Annotated in this window: 19 protein-coding genes; 9 read left to right on the forward strand and 10 right to left on the reverse strand. The window is 62.0% G+C overall.

Annotated elements, in window-relative coordinates; translation table 11 throughout:
* Positions 1-15: 15 nt before the first annotated feature.
* On the reverse strand, positions 16-1,281 hold the full coding sequence (locus ACSZPK_RS24230) for a uracil-xanthine permease family protein (protein ID WP_437884159.1): 1,266 nt from the start codon (positions 1,279-1,281) through the stop codon (positions 16-18).
* A 3-nt stretch (positions 1,282-1,284) separates the two neighbouring features.
* Positions 1,285-1,923 carry a uracil phosphoribosyltransferase gene (upp, locus tag ACSZPK_RS24235; RefSeq protein ID WP_437884160.1) on the reverse strand — a complete coding sequence of 213 codons (639 nt, stop codon included), beginning with the start codon at positions 1,921-1,923 and terminating at the stop codon, positions 1,285-1,287.
* A gap of 165 nt (positions 1,924-2,088) precedes the next feature.
* Between upp and ACSZPK_RS24240 the strand changes: the two genes are divergently transcribed.
* From ACSZPK_RS24240 to mqo, 3 genes are all read left to right on the forward strand, one after another.
* Complete coding sequence (locus ACSZPK_RS24240; protein WP_437884161.1) at positions 2,089-2,646, forward strand: hypoxanthine-guanine phosphoribosyltransferase; 558 nt, start codon at positions 2,089-2,091, stop codon at positions 2,644-2,646.
* Between the two features lie 109 nt (positions 2,647-2,755).
* The gene (locus ACSZPK_RS24245) at positions 2,756-3,043 is read left to right on the forward strand and encodes a PA4642 family protein (protein WP_437884162.1); all 288 of its coding nucleotides are present in this window, start codon (positions 2,756-2,758) and stop codon (positions 3,041-3,043) included.
* 303 nt (positions 3,044-3,346) lie between these two features.
* Positions 3,347-4,837 carry a malate dehydrogenase (quinone) gene (gene mqo, locus ACSZPK_RS24250; protein ID WP_437884163.1) on the forward strand — a complete coding sequence of 497 codons (1,491 nt, stop codon included), beginning with the start codon at positions 3,347-3,349 and terminating at the stop codon, positions 4,835-4,837.
* A gap of 190 nt (positions 4,838-5,027) precedes the next feature.
* Here mqo and ACSZPK_RS24255 read toward each other — a convergent pair whose 3' ends face one another.
* The gene (locus ACSZPK_RS24255) at positions 5,028-5,246 is read right to left on the reverse strand and encodes a hypothetical protein (protein WP_437884164.1); all 219 of its coding nucleotides are present in this window, start codon (positions 5,244-5,246) and stop codon (positions 5,028-5,030) included.
* Between the two features lie 163 nt (positions 5,247-5,409).
* Here ACSZPK_RS24255 and ACSZPK_RS24260 point away from each other — a divergent pair, with 163 nt between their 5' ends.
* On the forward strand, positions 5,410-5,997 hold the full coding sequence (locus ACSZPK_RS24260) for a YajG family lipoprotein (RefSeq protein WP_437884165.1): 588 nt from the start codon (positions 5,410-5,412) through the stop codon (positions 5,995-5,997).
* Positions 5,998-6,070: 73 nt separating this feature from the next.
* Here the strand turns inward: ACSZPK_RS24260 and ACSZPK_RS24265 are convergent, their stop codons facing one another.
* Both ACSZPK_RS24265 and ACSZPK_RS24270 read right to left on the reverse strand, forming a co-directional pair.
* A complete protein-coding gene (locus ACSZPK_RS24265; RefSeq protein ID WP_437884166.1) occupies positions 6,071-6,274 on the reverse strand; it encodes a hypothetical protein in 204 nt (67 codons plus the stop codon).
* A gap of 93 nt (positions 6,275-6,367) precedes the next feature.
* Positions 6,368-7,534 carry a 1-acyl-sn-glycerol-3-phosphate acyltransferase gene (locus ACSZPK_RS24270; RefSeq protein WP_437884167.1) on the reverse strand — a complete coding sequence of 389 codons (1,167 nt, stop codon included), beginning with the start codon at positions 7,532-7,534 and terminating at the stop codon, positions 6,368-6,370.
* Between the two features lie 116 nt (positions 7,535-7,650).
* On the opposite strand from ACSZPK_RS24270, the gene ACSZPK_RS24275 reads away from it, so the two are divergent.
* From ACSZPK_RS24275 to ACSZPK_RS24285, 3 genes are all read left to right on the forward strand, one after another.
* On the forward strand, positions 7,651-7,833 hold the full coding sequence (locus ACSZPK_RS24275) for a CPXCG motif-containing cysteine-rich protein (protein ID WP_437884168.1): 183 nt from the start codon (positions 7,651-7,653) through the stop codon (positions 7,831-7,833).
* Entirely contained in the window at positions 7,833-8,096 is a 264-nt protein-coding gene (locus ACSZPK_RS24280) for a putative signal transducing protein (RefSeq protein ID WP_437884169.1), read from the forward strand. Before ACSZPK_RS24275 ends, ACSZPK_RS24280 begins: the two co-directional genes overlap by 1 nt.
* A gap of 209 nt (positions 8,097-8,305) precedes the next feature.
* Positions 8,306-8,923 (forward strand): SOS response-associated peptidase, encoded by a 618-nt coding sequence (locus tag ACSZPK_RS24285; protein ID WP_437884170.1) that lies wholly within the window; start codon positions 8,306-8,308, stop codon positions 8,921-8,923.
* 27 nt (positions 8,924-8,950) lie between these two features.
* Here the strand turns inward: ACSZPK_RS24285 and ACSZPK_RS24290 are convergent, their stop codons facing one another.
* Positions 8,951-9,841, reverse strand: coding sequence for a LysR substrate-binding domain-containing protein (locus ACSZPK_RS24290; RefSeq protein ID WP_437884171.1), 891 nt, complete (start codon positions 9,839-9,841; stop codon positions 8,951-8,953).
* Between the two features lie 105 nt (positions 9,842-9,946).
* On the opposite strand from ACSZPK_RS24290, the gene ACSZPK_RS24295 reads away from it, so the two are divergent.
* Positions 9,947-11,059 carry an S-(hydroxymethyl)glutathione dehydrogenase/class III alcohol dehydrogenase gene (locus ACSZPK_RS24295; RefSeq protein ID WP_437884172.1) on the forward strand — a complete coding sequence of 371 codons (1,113 nt, stop codon included), beginning with the start codon at positions 9,947-9,949 and terminating at the stop codon, positions 11,057-11,059.
* Between the two features lie 59 nt (positions 11,060-11,118).
* Positions 11,119-11,964, forward strand: a complete 846-nt coding sequence (gene fghA / locus ACSZPK_RS24300; protein ID WP_437884173.1) for an S-formylglutathione hydrolase — start codon at positions 11,119-11,121, stop codon at positions 11,962-11,964.
* A gap of 96 nt (positions 11,965-12,060) precedes the next feature.
* Here fghA and ACSZPK_RS24305 read toward each other — a convergent pair whose 3' ends face one another.
* The 4 genes from ACSZPK_RS24305 to ACSZPK_RS24320 all read right to left on the reverse strand — a co-directional run bounded on the left by ACSZPK_RS24305 (position 12,061) and on the right by ACSZPK_RS24320 (position 16,743).
* Complete coding sequence (locus tag ACSZPK_RS24305) at positions 12,061-12,591, reverse strand: Dps family protein (RefSeq protein WP_437884174.1); 531 nt, start codon at positions 12,589-12,591, stop codon at positions 12,061-12,063.
* Between the two features lie 126 nt (positions 12,592-12,717).
* Complete coding sequence (locus ACSZPK_RS24310) at positions 12,718-15,147, reverse strand: TonB-dependent siderophore receptor (RefSeq protein ID WP_437884175.1); 2,430 nt, start codon at positions 15,145-15,147, stop codon at positions 12,718-12,720.
* A 112-nt stretch (positions 15,148-15,259) separates the two neighbouring features.
* Positions 15,260-16,216 (reverse strand): FecR domain-containing protein, encoded by a 957-nt coding sequence (locus ACSZPK_RS24315; RefSeq protein WP_437884176.1) that lies wholly within the window; start codon positions 16,214-16,216, stop codon positions 15,260-15,262.
* Positions 16,213-16,743, reverse strand: a complete 531-nt coding sequence (locus ACSZPK_RS24320) for a sigma-70 family RNA polymerase sigma factor (protein ID WP_437884177.1) — start codon at positions 16,741-16,743, stop codon at positions 16,213-16,215. The genes ACSZPK_RS24315 and ACSZPK_RS24320 overlap by 4 nt, the downstream gene beginning before the upstream one ends.
* Between the last annotated feature and the right edge of the window lie 41 nt (positions 16,744-16,784).

The following is a 16,784-nucleotide window of genomic DNA, read 5'->3' on the forward strand; positions in this document are numbered from 1 at the left end:
GCGGCAGGCGTGAACTCAGATTTCCGGATCGATCGGCGGATGCTTGTGCCACGCACTGCCACCTGGCAGCAGCAGATTCAGCGCCAGCGCGCTGATCGCGCACAGCGAAATCCCCGAGAGGGCGAACTCCCTGCCGCCGATGACCATGCCGCCGATGCCGAACACCAGGGTCACCGAGACGATGATCAGGTTACGCGCTTCGGACAGGTCGACCTGGTGGCGGATCAGGGTGTTCAGGCCGACCACGGCGATGGAGCCGAACAGCAGGCAGAGGATACCGCCCATCACCGGCACCGGGATCGCCTGCAGCGCCGCGCCGAACTTGCCGATGAAGGCCAGGGCGATGGCGAACACGGCGGCCCAGGTCATGACCTTGGGGTTGAAGCTCTTGGTCAGCATCACCGCGCCGGTGACTTCGGCGTAGGTGGTATTGGGCGGGCCGCCGAACAGACCCGCCGCCGACGTGGCCAGTCCATCGCCGAGCAGGGTGCGATGCAGGCCGGGCTGGCGTACGAAGTCCTTGCCGGTGATGCCGCCCACCGCGATTACCCCGCCGATATGCTCGATGGCCGGCGCCAGGGCAACCGGCACCATGTACAGGATCGCTGCCCAGTGGAACTCCGGGGCGACGAAATTGGGGATGGCCAGCCAGGGCGCGGCGACGATGCCGGTGCTATCGATCACGCCGAGGAACGCCGAAAGGCTGCAGCCCACGGCGATCCCGGCGAGGATCGGCACCAGGCGGAACAGCCCGCGACCGAGCACCGCGACCAGCACGGTGGTGACCAGGGCCGGCATGGAGATGAACATCGCCGTCTGGTAGGGCACCAGTTGCGCGCTGGCGTCGCCGGCCTTGCCCATGGCCATGTTCACCGCCACCGGCGACAGGGCCAGGCCGATGGATATGATCACCGGGCCGATCACCACGGGCGGCAGGATACGGTCGATGAAGCCAGGCCCTTTCAGCTTCACGGCGAGACCGAGCAGGGTGTAGACGAAGCCTGCGGCGACCACGCCGCCGAGCACCGCCGGTAGGCCGAACTCACCCTTGGCGGCGATGATCGGGGCGATGAAGGCGAAGCTCGACGCGAGGAATACCGGCACCTGGCGCCCGGTCGCCAGTTGGAACAGCAGGGTGCCGATGCCGGCGGTGAACAGCGCCACGTTCGGGTCCATGCCGGTGATCAGTGGCATCAGCACCAGGGCGCCGAAGGCCACGAACAGCATCTGCGCGCCGGAGATCGCCTGGCGCCAGAGCGGGTCCTTGAATTCATCGCTCATCGATCAGGCATCCTTCTGCTTGGTGCCGAAGATCTTGTCGCCGGCATCGCCCAGGCCGGGGATGATGTAGCCGTTTTCGTTGAGCTTCTGGTCGATGGACGCGGTGAAGATCACCACATCCGGGTGGGCATCGTTGACGGTCTTGATGCCTTCCGGCGCGGCGACCAGGACCATGGCGCGGATTTCCTTGCAACCGGCCTTTTTCAACAGGTCGATGGTGGCGACCATGGAGCCGCCGGTGGCCAGCATCGGGTCGATGATCAGGGCCAGGCGCTCGTTGATCTCCGGGGCGAGTTTTTCCAGGTAGGTATGCGCTTGCAGCGTTTCTTCATTGCGGGCGACGCCGACGGCACTGACCTTGGCCCCCGGGACCAGGCTGAGCACGCCGTCGAGCATGCCGATGCCGGCACGCAGGATCGGCACCACGGTGATCTTCTTGCCGGCGATCTTCTCGGCCTGCACCGGGCCGGCCCAGCCCTGGATTTCGTAGGATTCCAGTGGCAGGTCGTTGGTCGCTTCATAGGTCAGCAGGGCGCCGACCTCCTGGGCCAGTTCGCGGAAGTTCTTGGTGCTGATGTCGGCGCGACGCATCAGACCGATCTTGTGGCGAATCAGCGGGTGTCGGATTTCACGGATGGGCATTGCGAGGGCTCCGGAGGCGCACGAAAAAAGTGGCTAAGAGTAAAGCACCAAGCATGCCGGGATGAAGGCATGGAGCAAGTAATCCGATCCCCGGACTTGCTCCCGTGCTTGACTCTGAGTACCTTTGCCGACCATTTTTTAACCAGTTGCCCCGGAGCCACGCCCATGCCCGCCGATCTCGCCCACATCCGCCAAGTCATGGCCGAAGCCGACTGCCTGTATGACGACGCCCAGGTCGAGGCCGCCATCGCCCAGGTGGCTGGCGCCATCAACGGCGAACTGGCCGAGCGCAACCCGGTGGTGTTCTGCGTGATGAACGGCGGCCTGATCTTCGCCGGCAAGCTGTTGCCGCAGTTGAATTTCCCGCTGGAACTGTCCTACCTGCATGCCACGCGCTACCGCAACGAGACCAGCGGCGGCGAGCTGTTCTGGAAAGCCAAGCCGGAAATCTCCTTCATCGACCGCGAAGTGCTGATCATCGACGACATCCTCGACGAAGGTCACACCCTGGCGGCGATCATCGACTTCTGCCGCCATGCCGGCGCCAGCGCCGTGCACACGGCGGTGCTGATCGACAAGACCCACGACCGCAAGGCCCGTCCCGATCTCAAGGCCAATTATGTGGGCCTGCCTTGCGAGGATCGCTACATCTTCGGCTACGGCATGGACTACAAGGGCTACTGGCGTAACGCGGCGGGCATTTTCGCCGTGAAAGGGCTCTGACTTGGCCCGCGTCCGCCGGCATTACGGCTTTCGTCTCGTTGAGCCGCCCGCGGCCTCGGAGTAAACTGCGGCCCCTCTGTTGGTGATGCCCGCTTGGCTGGAGTGCGTGATGCGTAAAGACAAGAAACAGGTGATTGGCGATGAGATCAGCGACGACTACGTCAAGCTGTTCCTCGCGGTGGAGCCGGCCGATGCCACTTCGCCGTCCCTGCACAAACTGGTCAAGGCCTACCGCGGCCTGCGCATTGACGATTTCGAGCGTTACCTCGGTTTTTTCAAGGAAGCCGGTTATGACCTGGGCGCGACCGATGCCCAGGGCAACGATTTCATCGCGTTGATCCAGGATCAGCGCCAGGCCGAGCCTTATATCGAGGCGGTCAAGGCGGCCCGCGGCTGAATCCGGCTTCAAGACGGTGGAATTCAGTCATTGCTCCATTAATGCTATCGTGCGCGCCGGAAATTGCCGGCGTGCCCTGTGCTGGTGCGTGCGGCTGTAGTTTCAGGTGTTCGAGGGGCATGCGTGCCTGGCGCGCATGGCCCGATTAGAGGTTGCGAAGATGTGGGTCCGGTTCGGCCTGATCCAGACTATCGCCCTCCGATATTCCGGGCATTTGCCCGGCTGTCAGTGATTAGACGCCCATGAGCGGCTCAAAAGGCCGTCGTCATCGATTTGGTACTGCAGATCTTGGAGAAGCGTTAAATGACGCAAGACAAACACGACGTGGTGGATGTGCTGCTGGTCGGCGCGGGCATCATGAGCGCCACATTGGCGGTGCTGCTGAAGGAACTCGATCCGAGTCTGACGATGGAAATCGTCGAGCTGCGCGAGTCCGGCGCCATCGAAAGTTCCAACCCCTGGAACAACGCCGGGACCGGCCATGCCGGCCTGTGCGAGTTGAACTACACGCCGCAGGCGGCGGACGGTTCGATCGACATCAAGAAAGCCGTCAGCATCAACACCCAGTTCGAGGTCTCCAAGCAGTTCTGGTCCTACCTGTGCGCGAAGGAAGGCTTCGGCTCGCCGAAGAACTTCATCAATCCCGTGCCGCACATGAGCTTCGTGCGTGGCGACAAAGATGTCGCCTTCCTCAAGGCCCGCCACGAAAAGCTCAGCCAGCACCACACCTTCGCGGGTATGGAGTACACCGAAGACAAGGCCGTGATGGCCGAGTGGATGCCGCTGATGATGAAGGGGCGCGATGCCAACGAACGCATCGCCACCACCCGTTCGCTCAACGGCACCGACGTCAACTTCGGCGCGTTGACCCAGCAGTTGCTGGCTCACCTGGACAAGCAGGGCGGCAGCAGCGTCAGCTACAACCAGAAGGTCACCGGCCTGTCGCGCACCGACGCGGGCTGGAGCGTTCATATCAAGAACACCCGTACCGGCGAAAACCGTAACGTTCAGGCCAAGTTCGTCTTCCTTGGCGCAGGCGGTGGCGCGTTGCCGCTGTTGCAACTGTCCGGCATTCCGGAAGGCAAGGGGTTCGGTGGTTTCCCGGTCAGCGGCCAATGGCTGCGTTGCGACAACCCCGAGGTGGTCAAGCAGCACCAGGCCAAGGTCTACAGCCTGGCCGAGGTCGGCGCGCCGCCCATGTCGGTGCCGCACCTGGACACCCGCGTGGTGGATGGCAAGACCTCGCTGTTGTTCGGCCCGTACGCCGGCTTCACCACCAAGTTCCTCAAGCATGGTTCGTTCCTCGACCTGCCGCTGTCGGTACGCCCCGGCAACCTTGGCCCGATGCTGGCCGTGGCCCGCGACAACATGGACCTGACCCGCTACCTGATCAAGGAAGTGATGCAGTCCCAGGACCAGCGCCTGGAGTCGCTGCGCAAGTTCTATCCGGAGGTGAAGGCCGAGGACTGGCGCCTGGAGATTGCCGGCCAGCGCGTGCAGATCATCAAGAAGGACGCGAAGAAGGGGGGCGTGCTGCAATTCGGTACCGAGCTGGTGTCGGCGGCCGACGGTTCCATCGCCGCGCTGCTCGGTGCTTCGCCAGGCGCCTCGGTGACCGTATCGATCATGCTCAACCTGATCGAGCGTTGCTTCGCCGCGCAGACCGCCAGCGAAGGCTGGAGCGCCAAGCTGAAGGAAATTTTCCCGGCGCGCGAGAAGCAGTTGGAAGTGGATGCCGACCTGTATCGCCAGACCACGGCGAGCACGGCCGCGACGTTGCAGCTCAAGGCCTGACCGAGCTGCCAGTCATGAGAAAGCCGCCCTTGCAGACTGTGTGAAAACTACTGTGCTCGGCCATGTGGCGTTAAAAAACAGCTCAAAATGCTCATTTACAGCTCGTAAACTGCGCTTTTTCGCCGTTTTTTGCCTTGCCTGACCTTCGCTCGCTACGTTTTCACACGGTCTGCTTGGGCGGCTTCTTCGTTCAGGCCGCCCAGGCGGGCGTTGCCTTGGTGCCGACCCGGGCATCGTCTGGCAGGCATTGTCCCAGCCAGCTCGGGCACAGAACCTGCACTTCCACCCAGCCATCCTGGCTCGGCTGGCGGCTGCATTCACGCAACGCCAGGCAACGACCGCTGGCATCCAGCAAGACGAAACGCCGCATCCGGCGTGGCAGGATCAAGTAATTCCAGAGATTGAACATGGGCGGTCCCTCCAAGGCGAGCCGCCCTTATCGCATGCCGGGATTACATGGCTATGACAGGAACCTGCGGGCACCGCGATAGTCAGAAAAACCGACTGTCGGCGCGTTCCCGCGCTGGTTATACTGCGGGCCGTTTTCGCCCAATTTTCTGGAGAGATTCCGCATGATGAACCGCGCGTTGCTCGGTGTTGTCGCTTTGTTCAGCCTGGTTCTGGCCGGTTGCGCCAGCAGCCCTCAGCAAATCAAGCCGGAGCCCAAGCTGCTGTCACCGCTGGCTGCGGTCGGCCAAGGACAGCCGGTGATCGTTCGCGTCGCCGATGGCCGCTCTTCGCCGGTTCTCGGCACTCGCGGTGGTCTGTACCCGGAAACCAGCAACGTCGTCGTTCAGGGCCAGGACGTTCTGCCACGTCTGCAGAATCAAGCGGAAGCCGCGGTTCGCCTGCTCGGTTTCACGCCCAGCCCGAATGCCTACAACGCGCCGCAGATCACTGTCACGCTTGCTGGCCTGACCTATCAGTCGCCGAAGGAAGGCCTGTACGTGACCGAGGCCGACATCGGTGCCAAGATTCGCATCGATGTGCAGAACAGCGCCCGTCGATATACCGGTAACTACGGTGCCTCCCTGAATCAGCGCTTCGGCATGGCGCCGAACCAGGACACCAATACCCGCTTGATCAGCGATGTACTCAGTGATGCCCTGACCCGCGCGTTCAAGGACCCGACCATCGGCCAGATCCTGTCGCAGCAATGAACGTCACCGGTAAATGAGAGCCCGGCCAATGTGCCGGGCTTTTTCATGAGCGCTGAATCGTGGGCCCGTCAGGTCAGGCCGCATCCAGCAACAACGGCAGGCTGAAATCGGCATGGGCGTCGACATCGGCGATGGCGGCATGTTTGTGACCGCCCAGGGCGCAGTACACCAGCCAGTGCGGGTCTTGGACGTTGAAGGCGAAGGCATCGACCAGTGCTTGTTGCTCGTCATCGTGAGCGATGCGGTAAAGGTGGTCCTGGACTTTGGCGTGCAGCATGGGGCGGCTCTACGGCTTGAAAGGCGCGCAGTCTGCCAGGGCTTTCTTACAACCGGGTTACAGGCCCCGGCAGTTTGCCTGCCGGGGTGAGGCTCAAAGTGGCAATCCGGCCTTGACCCGATACTGGTTACGCACTGGCGTGGCGTACTGCTGGATCAGCCAGGGACGTTGTTCGCCAGGGCAGAGATCCAGGCGACGTTGCCATTCGCCACGAGCCTTGTTCAGTTCCGCGGCGTCGAACAGTTGTTCGGCAGGCGGCACGCCCAGGCTGGCATCGAACTCGCTCCACTGGGCGTAAGCCAGATAGTGCACCGGGAACAGCCGGTAGCTGGCGAGGATTCGCTGGTCCATCAGCGCTGCCAGTTGCTTGGCGTCTTCGTAACCGCTGATGACCGGGGCACCGAAATGTACGTGGATACGGCCTTTGTAGCCGGTTATACCGAGGGCGATGCTGGCGTCGTCTTCTCCGGGGGCCTTGGTGTAGCTGCCGGTGGTGGCGCGGATGAACAGCTCGCGGGCCTTGGCCAGGTCGCAGGGGTCGTATTCGTAGCTGATCGCCACCGGAATGGGCCGTAGCGAGGCCAGTACCTCGGCGAATGGCTCGTCCTTGCGACTCATGTGGAACATCTTGAGGATCGCCGAGTCGGTACGGTCGTCGCCGTCCTTGGCCCGGCCTTCTGCCTGGGCGATCCAGATCGACTGGCTGTCGACACGAATCGAGTGGCTGATATAGGCCGACAGCAGTTGGTAGGCGGCCAGTTTCTCGCGGCGCCCGGTCAGTGAGCGATGGACGATGAAGCTCTTGTTCAGGCGCATCAGGTCGCTGACGAATGGGCGTTGCAGGAGGTTGTCGCCAATGGCGATGCGCGGCGTCGGCAGACCGGCGTGATAGACCGCGTAGTTGACGATGGCCGGGTCCATGACGATGTCGCGGTGGTTGGCCAGGAACAGGTAGGCGGCCCCAGGCTTGAGTTGTTCGAGCCCGGAGTAGGTCACGCCGTCGGTGGCTTTCTCCAGCGTGCGGTCGACGTAGATCTCGACTTTTTCCTGCAGGGCTTCGACGCTTTCGATCCCGGCCACTTCACGGCGCAGCCGATGAGCTATAAGAGGTTTGAGCAGCCAGCGGAACGGGCCGGCCAGGCGCGGGAAACGGAAGTGCGTCAGGGTGCTGAGCAGGTTGTCGTCGCCCAGCAGTCGATCAAGGACGGCTGGCACTTCGTGGTCAGCGTAGGGTCGGATGGAATCGAATTCGCCCATCATGCTCTCGTGGATGAGTCTGGAAACAGTGCGCCCGAAAGGCGGGCGCGCAACGTACGCAAGCACCGGGCTTGCCAATAGACCGGCGATTATACCTGTAAGTCACAGCGGAGGCCGCGATGCTGGAAATTCAGGCATACCAATGCCCTTATTGCGGGGAAGAGGTGGAAGCGGTGCTCGATCTTTCGGCGGGCGACCAGTCCTATACCGAGGATTGCCCGGTGTGTTGCCGGCCGATCGTCTTTGACTTGCGTACGGACGGCGTGAATTGGAGCATGGACGCGTATCGGGAGGACGACTGATGCGCAGAGTCTATGAACCCCGTGACCTGCTGGAGGCCGAAATGCTGGTGGGCATGCTCGCCAGCGAAGGTATCGATGCTTATCTGGCCGGCGTCCATTTGCTGGGCGCCATGGGCGATCTTCCGGCCATGGGCCTGCTCGGCCTGCTGGTCGAGGACGCCCGGGCCGAGCAGGCGCAATGGCTGATCAGTGAGTACAATGCCGCGGCGCCGTTGCCGGGCGACGAGGAGCCTGGCGCCTGTCCGGGGATGTTGTTGTGTTAGCGGGCTGTCCGGTTTGAGGCAGGAGCGGACCTTCGCCCGATGATCGGTGCACATAGTCGTCATTCCCGCGAAGGCGGGAATCCAGAAGCGTTTTTTTGGGCTCCCGCCTTCGCGGGAGTGACGGTGGACCGAAACGTCCGCTTCTGCCTCGAACCTGCCGTTCATCCATGCACTATCTGTCCTGATTTCAATCTGTCTTCGAGTCATCCATGAGTGGTCGTTACGCGCTGTTTCGCTGGTCCCAGGCATTTGCCGCCATTCCCGGTTTTCCACAAGGGCATTTGCCGCAATGGAATATCGCGCCGGGCGCCCAGGTGCTTTTCCAGCATCATGTAGATGGCGAGACGCGTCTGGCGCTCGGCCGCTGGGGGCTGACGCCGCCCTGGTTGCGTGACCTGACCACGGCACCCGCCCATGCCAGGTCGGAAACCCTCGGCGGGCAGCCGATGTTCCGCGAAGCTTTTCGCCTGCGTCGCTGCCTGCTGCCAGCCAACGGTTTCTATGAGTGGCGCGGCACCCATCGCAAGCGCCCGTTCTGGATGACAGGAGAGGGCTCTCTGCTTTACCTCGCCGGGCTGTGGGAAGCCTATCCGGTCGAAGGGCATGTCTACCTGAGCGTGGCGATGATTACCCAGCCTGCCGCTCATCTGCGCCGGCCATTGCTGCTCGATGAAACGGCACAACATGCCTGGCTGGCAGAGGATACGCCGCTCGGCGAGTTGCAGAACCTGCTGATCGCTCCCTCTGTGCCGCTGCGCGAGCGGGTATTGGCGAATCTGGTCAACGATCCCAGATGCAACGGGCCGGAGTGCCTGACGCCGGCTTGAAAGTGAGGCTGAAGCGGCGGTGCCGCATCAGTCCCGGTATTCCACTCGTTGCGCCAAGCCTTCCTTCAATAGATCGACCAACTGCCGCACCTTGGGCGAGAGGTGACGCTGCTGTGGATAAAGCGCCCAGACCGCGGTATTCGGCGGTTTGTGCTGGGCCAGCAGTTCGACCAGGGCACCGCTGGCCAGGTGCGGACGGACATAGTAGTCGGGCAGTTGGCACAGGCCGAAGCCGCGCAGGGCGGCATTGAGCACGGCCTCGCCACTGTTGCAGCGCCAGTTGCCTTGCACGCGGAACGATTGCTCTCGGCCATCCTGCTGGAAGGTCCACTGGTCGCTGTTGCCGATCAGGCAGTTGTGTCGCGCCAGTTCGGAGAGACTGTGCGGCCGGCCATAACGCTCCAGGTAAAGCGGCGAGGCGCACAGGTGCATGACGCGTGGTGCCAGGCGCGCAGCGATCATTCTCGAGTCCTGCAGGCGACCCAGGCGGATGGCCAGGTCCATGCCGCTGTGCAGCAGGTCGAGGGTCTGGTTGGTCAGTTCGATGTCCACTCGCAATTGCGGGTGCTGGGCCATGAACTGGTTGACCAGCGGTACGATGAAGCGCTCGCCGTAAGCCACCGCGCAGGTCATGCGCAGCAAGCCTTTGGGCTCGTCGGCCAGTTCGCCGACCGCGCGCAGGGCTTCTTCCCGTGCATCCTGCAAGCGCTGGCAGTGATGCAGGAAGGTCTGGCCGGCCTCGGTCAGCACGACTTTGCGGGTGCTGCGGTAGAACAGGCGGGCCTGCAAGTGTTCTTCCAGCTTCGCCACCTGGCGGCTGACCTGGGATGAGGACAGCCCGAGTTTTTCGGCGGCAGCCGTGAACTGTCCACATTCGGCGACGGCGACGAATTCGTCCAGGCCTTCCCAACGGTTCATTGATTATCCCTGAATGGCAATAATGTTTTGCTTTGAGTCGGATTATTCCTGAAAAAGTGGTGATCTACACTGCCGACCTTTATTTATCCACTGGAGAGCATTTCGATGATCAAGTCACGTGCAGCCGTTGCCTTCGCCCCGAATGAGCCTTTGAAGATCGTCGAGGTTGATGTCGAGCCGCCGAAGGCCGGAGAAGTGCTGGTGCGCATCGTCGCTACCGGCGTGTGCCACACCGATGCCTACACCCTCTCCGGTGCTGACTCCGAAGGCGTGTTCCCGTCGATCCTCGGCCACGAAGGCGGCGGTATCGTCGAGGCGATTGGCGAGGGCGTGACCTCGGTAGCCGTGGGCGATCACGTGATCCCGCTGTACACCGCCGAATGCCGCAAGTGCAAGTTCTGCCTGTCCGGCAAGACCAACCTGTGCAGTTCGGTGCGCGCGACCCAGGGCAAGGGCCTGATGCCGGACGGCACCACGCGCTTCTCCTACAATGGCCAGCCGATCTACCACTACATGGGCTGCTCGACCTTCTCCGAGTACACCGTGCTGCCGGAAGTGTCCCTGGCCGTCATTCCAAAAGACGCGCCGCTGGAAAAGGTCTGCCTGCTCGGCTGTGGCGTGACCACCGGCATCGGTGCCGTGCTCAACACGGCCAAGGTGGAAGAGGGCGCCACCGTGGCGATCTTCGGTCTCGGCGGCATCGGCCTGGCGGCGATCATCGGCGCCAAGATGGCCAAGGCCTCGCGCATCATCGCGGTCGACATCAATCCGGCCAAGTTCGAGGTCGCCCGTGAGCTGGGCGCTACCGACTTCGTCAACCCGAAAGACCACGACAAGCCGATTCAGGACGTGATCGTCGAACTCACCGACGGCGGCGTCGACTACAGCTTCGAGTGCGTCGGCAACGTGCAACTGATGCGTGCCGCGCTGGAATGCGCGCACAAGGGCTGGGGCGAGAGCGTGATCATCGGCGTCGCCGGTGCCGGCCAGGAAATCAGCACCCGTCCGTTCCAACTGGTGACGGGGCGCGTCTGGCGCGGCAGTGCCTTCGGCGGCGTCAAGGGCCGTACCGAATTGCCAAGCTACGTCGAGAAAGCGCAGGCCGGCGAAATCCCCCTGGACACTTTCATCACCCACACCATGGGCCTGGACGAGATCAACGAAGCCTTCCACCTGATGCACGAAGGCAAGAGCATCCGCACCGTCATCCACTACTGATCAGTAGGGTGGATAAGGTCGTCGCCAGACGGCTTATCCACCGCCCGTGAGGATTCGTCATGACCTTGGAAATCGTTTCCAGCAACAAGACTTTCGGCGGCTGGCACAAGCGCTACAAGCACCGTTCCAGCAGCCTCAACTGCGACATGGTGTTCGCTGTCTACCTGCCGCCACAGGCGGAGCAGGGCGCCAGGCTGCCGGTGCTGTACTGGCTGAGCGGACTGACCTGCACCGACGAGAACTTCATGCAGAAGGCCGGTGCCCAGCGCATTGCCGCTGAACTGGGGATCATCATCGTCGCCCCGGACACCAGCCCGCGTGGCGAAGGCGTGCCGGACGACGCCAATGGCGCCTACGACTTCGGCCTGGGTGCCGGTTTCTACGTCAATGCCACCCAGGAACCCTGGGCCCGTCACTACCGCATGTACGACTATGTGGTGCAGGAGCTGCCGGCGCTGATCGAGGCCAATTTCCCGGTCTCGGACAAGCGTGGTATCGCCGGTCACTCCATGGGCGGCCACGGTGCGCTGGTCTGTGCCTTGAAGAACCCGGGTCGCTATCAGTCGGTTTCGGCCTTCTCGCCGATCACCAACCCGCTCAATTGCCCGTGGGGCGAGAAGGCGTTTTCCAACTACCTGGGCGAGGACCGTTCGCGCTGGCGCGAGTGGGATGCCAGCGCGTTGATCGCCGAGGCGTCGGAAAAGCTGCCGATCCTGGTCGACCAAGGCGACCGCGACGACTTCCTCGACGGCCAGCTCAAGCCCCAGGCGCTGCAAGCCGCGGCCAAGGCTGCCGGCCATCCGCTGACCCTGCGTCTGCAGCCGGGCTATGACCACAGCTACTACTTCATCGCCAGCTTCATCGAGGATCACCTGCGGCACCATGCCGAGGCGTTTGTTGGCTGAGACGTTTGCATCGTTGGCGCGATGAGACGGTTAGGGCAATAAAAGGGTGCTGCCGATCAACTCGGCAGCATCCTTTTATCTATCGGCTGTCGAGTGTCATTCGCCCAGGCTGGACCTCAGCATCCAGGCGTTCTGCTCGTGCACACCGATGCGCGCAACCAGCATGTCGTGGGTGAACAGGTCGCCCGCCTCATCGGCCAGTACGGCGAATTCGCTCATGCGCCGGGCGACGGTCTCGTTGTCCAGCACCAACTGCTTGATCATCTGCGGAGTCGCTCCATGCGGTGCTTCGTTGTCGATCACGGTCAGCGAACGGAAGGTCTCGCCGCCGGTCGGCACCAGCTTGCCCAGGGCGCGGATACGTTCGGCAATCTGGTCGGCTGCCTGATGGATTTCGTTGTATTGCTCATCGGTCAGCTTGTGCAGGCCATAGAAGTTGGCGCCCTGCACGTTCCAGTGCACACCGAGGGTTTTCACATAGAGGGTGTAGCTGTCCGCCACCGCCTTGGTCAGCGCTTCGCCGACCTTCTCGCGCGCTGCGTTATCGACGCTGGTATGGATGGACTTGCCATCGCCCTTGAGCTTTTTCGGTGCGGCTTTCGACTTCGGTTTGGGTGCTACGGCCATGGTTATCTCCATCGTTGGCTTCGGTACTTGTTGTCGACCGTCGAAGGAGGGAAAACATTCCAGGATTTTCATGGTCGGTGGATACAGAAATGAAGAAGGGCGCCAACTGCGCCCTTCTTCATAAGCTCAGAAATCCCAGCGTGTGCTCAGCATTACGTTGCGTGGATCGCCATAGGACACCGAGTTATAGAAGCCGACGTTGGTGTAGTACTTCTTGTCGAACAGGTTATTCAAATTGACCGAGGCCGACAGGTTATCGGTGATCTTGTAGCGGGCCATCAGGTCAACCAGCCAGAAATCATCCTGGGTGAATTTCTCCTGAGTGCCCTTGGCCCGATTGCTCAGCACTTGCCAGGCCTGACCCTGCCAGCGCGCGCCACCTCCAACGGTCAGACGCTCCAGTGGTCCCTGCAGCTTATAAGTGGTGTAGATATTGAATTGGTCTTGTGGCTCCCAGGTCGAAACCTTGTCGCCATGCTCGTCACGCACGATCTTGTGGGTATAGCCGCCCATCAGGTTCCAGCCCGGTGTGAGTTCGCCTGACAGCTCTGCCTCAACGCCTTTGGTTGTGGCCTTGATACCTCTGTAGGCGTAGCTGATGGCCGGGTTGGTCGGGGCAGCGTTATAGGTGCTGTCTTCCTCAGGTCGGTTTTCTTCGCGGACTTCGAAATACGCCAAGCTGGCGTTGACGTGGCCATCGAAAAACTCCCCTTTGATTCCCAATTCGTAGTTCTGGCCTTCATCGGGTTCGAGCATTGTGTTGGAGCTATCGCGATAGTCGGTCTGTGGCAGGAAGATATCGGTGTAGCTGGCATACAGCGACAGTTCATCAGTAAGGTCGTAGATGGCGCCGATGTAAGGTACCAAGCGGCCGGTTTCGCGAGTGTCACTGGTCCCGGTGATCTTGTAGTTGGCCAGCCGCGTACCGAGTATCAGGGTCAGGTCGTCGGCCAGGCTGAAGCGCGAGGTCAAGTAGCCGCCGGTCTGCCAGGTGGTCTGGTCTGTACGGTAATTGACCGTACCCCAGTCAGGCTCAATACCGTCTCCGCCATCCCAACTCCAGAAGTCGTAGGCGTTGCCATTGAGATAGGTCGGGCTCCAGTAATCCTTGCCCTTCCAGTGCGCCTTGGAGGCTGCTGCGCCGACCACCAACTGATGCTCACGACCGAACAGTGAAAAGGGGCCGCTGAAATAGACGTCCGCTGAGTCGGTGATTGTTTCACCGGTGTACTTGTTGCCATAGATGCTTGTCAGGCCACTCGTTGCATTAGGCCTGCCTTGGGCCGAGCCCAGCGGTGCGTAATAGCCATTGATCTGATGGTGAAGCTGGACCTTGCTGACCCAGTCATTGGCGAAGTTGTGCTCCAGGGTAGCGAATACCGTGCGGGTGTATTGCTCCCAGCGACTCCATTCTGCACCGTTGTTGAACGAGCGCGAGGTGCTGATGCGATTGCCCTGGCTGTCGTAGATAGGCACTGCGCCCGACCAGCTCGAACCACGTGGATCGTTATCCTGATAGTCGGCGCCGACGCTGAGCAGCGTATCGGGAGCCAGGTCGAATTCCAGGACACCGTAGTAGACGGTTGTCTTGCGTTCGTAGTGATCCAGGTAGGAGTGTTTGTCCTGATACGCGGCCACAGCCCTACCGCGTACATTGCCTGACTCGGTAAGTGGTCCGCTTACGTCCAGTTCGGAGCGGTAATTGTCCCAGCTTCCTGCGCCGAGTTCGACATGGCCTTTGAACTCGGATGTGGGTTTCTTGCGCACTAGGTTAATGGTGCCACCCGGCGCTCCAGCCCCAGTCAGCAGGCCGGTGGCACCCTTCAGTATCTCGACACGGTCGTAGATGGCCATGTCACTCAGCGTATGACCCGCTGAATAAGGTGCGGAGCGAGTGGTAGGAATGCCATCGTACTGGAAGTTCTGGATACCAAAGCCGCGTGCATAGTAGTTGTTACGGTCGGTGTCATAAGCCGACACGGTGATGCCCGGTGTATGGCGCATCACGTCATCAATATTCTCCATACCGAAATCGTCCATCGCCTGGCGAGTCACTACCGTGATCGACTGCGGTGTTTCCCGTGGCGTGAGCACCAGGCGGGTAGCCGTTGCGATGGTGCCGGGCGTATAGGAACCGCTGTTCTCGGTGATGGTGCCGAGCTGGTTGCTGACGATGCTGGTACTGCCCAGCTCCAGGGCGCTGGATTGCGTGGCTTGCGTTACCAGGGCGTAACGTCCATCGCCCACTGGCTCGGCTTGCAAGCCGCTGCCTTGGAGCAGTTTGGCCAAGCCATCGATAACCCCGTATTGCCCCTGCAGTCCCGAGGTGCCGTGCCCTCGAGTCAGTTCAGGATCGAACGACAGCACCACGCCCGCCTCGGCGGCAAAACGCGTCAGCGCCTGACCTAGATCTCCCTGGGCAATATGGTACTCACGCTGTGGCGAGCTATCGGCAGCGGCGATATCGATCATGCCAATGGGCGCAAGAAAAACCGAACAGAGCAAGGCGCGGCGGATACCGGTCGACAGCGGGCGAGCCGGGAAAGGTGTCTTCATCGATGCGTTCTCTTCTAGTGGCAGATGGGCGTTGTGAGCCCGTTGCCAATGAGTCGAACGAGAAGGAGAAGAAATATCATCTGCATGCAAGGTTTTTTCGGCGGGCACGGTTTCAGCGTCCCGTCACCGTCACCCAGTAGCGTGTACGTCGTTCGATCTTCACCGGCAGGGCGCTGGTCAGCGCACGCAATGCCTGGTCGGTGTCGTCGAGGGCGAAAGTGCCGCTGATACGCAGGTGGGCGATGCTCGGGTCGCAGCGCAGCCAGCCGCTGCGGTAGCGGCCAAGTTCGGCAATGAAGTCGTCCAGGCGCTGGTCGTTGGCGATCAGCAGGCCGCGGCTCCAGGTGTCCTGGCCTGGTGTCAGCGCTTGCGAGGGGGCTGCGCCCGAGGCATCGAAGCGGCATTGTTCGCCGGTACTCAGTAGCTGTGGTTGGCCGAGCTGGGGCGTGATGCGTACCTGATGTTCATATACAGCGACCTGTGCGAAATCATCGGTGATGCGCACGGAGAAACGTGTGCCCAGTGCTTGCACGCGACCTTGCGGCGTTTGCACGTAGAGCGGGCGACCCAGCGGGTCGACGGCGCTGGTCAGCATCAGCTCGCCCCGACGCAGGATCAACAGGCGTTGGCTCGTGTCATAGGCGATGTCCACCGCGCTGTCGGTGTCGAGTTGCAGGAGCGAGCCGTCGGCCAGGATCAGGTCCAGGCGTTCGCCGATGCCGCTGCGATAGTCGGCCAGCCAGGCCTGTTGCCGCGCTTGCCGGTAACCGCCCCAGACTGTTGCGCTTGTGCCGATCAATAGCGCGAAGCCCTTGAGTACGCTGCGGCGGCTGAGCTTGTCGCGTTCGGCCAAGGTCAGCGTACGTCCTGTCAGATGGCTCGGCATGCCGCGCATACGTTGCTGCAGGCGTTCGGCCTGGCTCCATGCCCAGTGGTTTTCGCTCGAAGCATCTAGCCAGATGCGCCAGGCGGCTCGGTCGGCATCGCTGGCTTCCTCGCAAGCGAGCTGGCTGTACCAGTTGGCGGCTTGTTCCAAGGCGGCAAGCCGGCGTGCGTCGAGGCTGTTCATAGGCCGTTGCGCAGGCTGTAGAGCATGCAGTGCTGCGTAGCCTTGGCTATGTAGCGGTTGACCGTGACCAGGGAGACGTCAAGGCGCTCGGCAATGTTCTTGTAAGGCATGCCGTCCAGTTGCGAGAGCAGGAAGGCCTGGCGCACCTTGGCGCCAAGACCGGCGAGCATGGCGTCGAGTTCGCACAGGGTTTCCAGGAGGATGGCCCGGGTTTCCTCGGAAATCTCTTCAGACTCAGGCTGTTCGGCCAGGGCCTGCAACCAGGCGCGTTCCAATCGGGCGCGGCGAAAGTGATCGATCATCAGGCGTCGGGCGATGGTCGCCAGGTAGCCCTTGGGTTCGCGCACCGCGCCCAGGCGTGCGGCTGCATCGTCGGCGCTGAGCACGCGGATGAACACGTCCTGCACCAGGTCGGCAGCCAGCTCCCGGCAGTCGACCCGAGGGCGCAGCCAGCCACGCAGCCACAGGTGGTGCTCGCGGTAGATCCGGCTGACCTGTTGCTGAAGGTCGGCATCCTGGCTCGACATGGCAAAAGCGTCTCAAATAGGAAGGGTTATCATCTTATTCG

Source organism: Pseudomonas sp. LRF_L74 (genome assembly GCF_965644255.1).
Lineage (GTDB): Bacteria > Pseudomonadota > Gammaproteobacteria > Pseudomonadales > Pseudomonadaceae > Aquipseudomonas.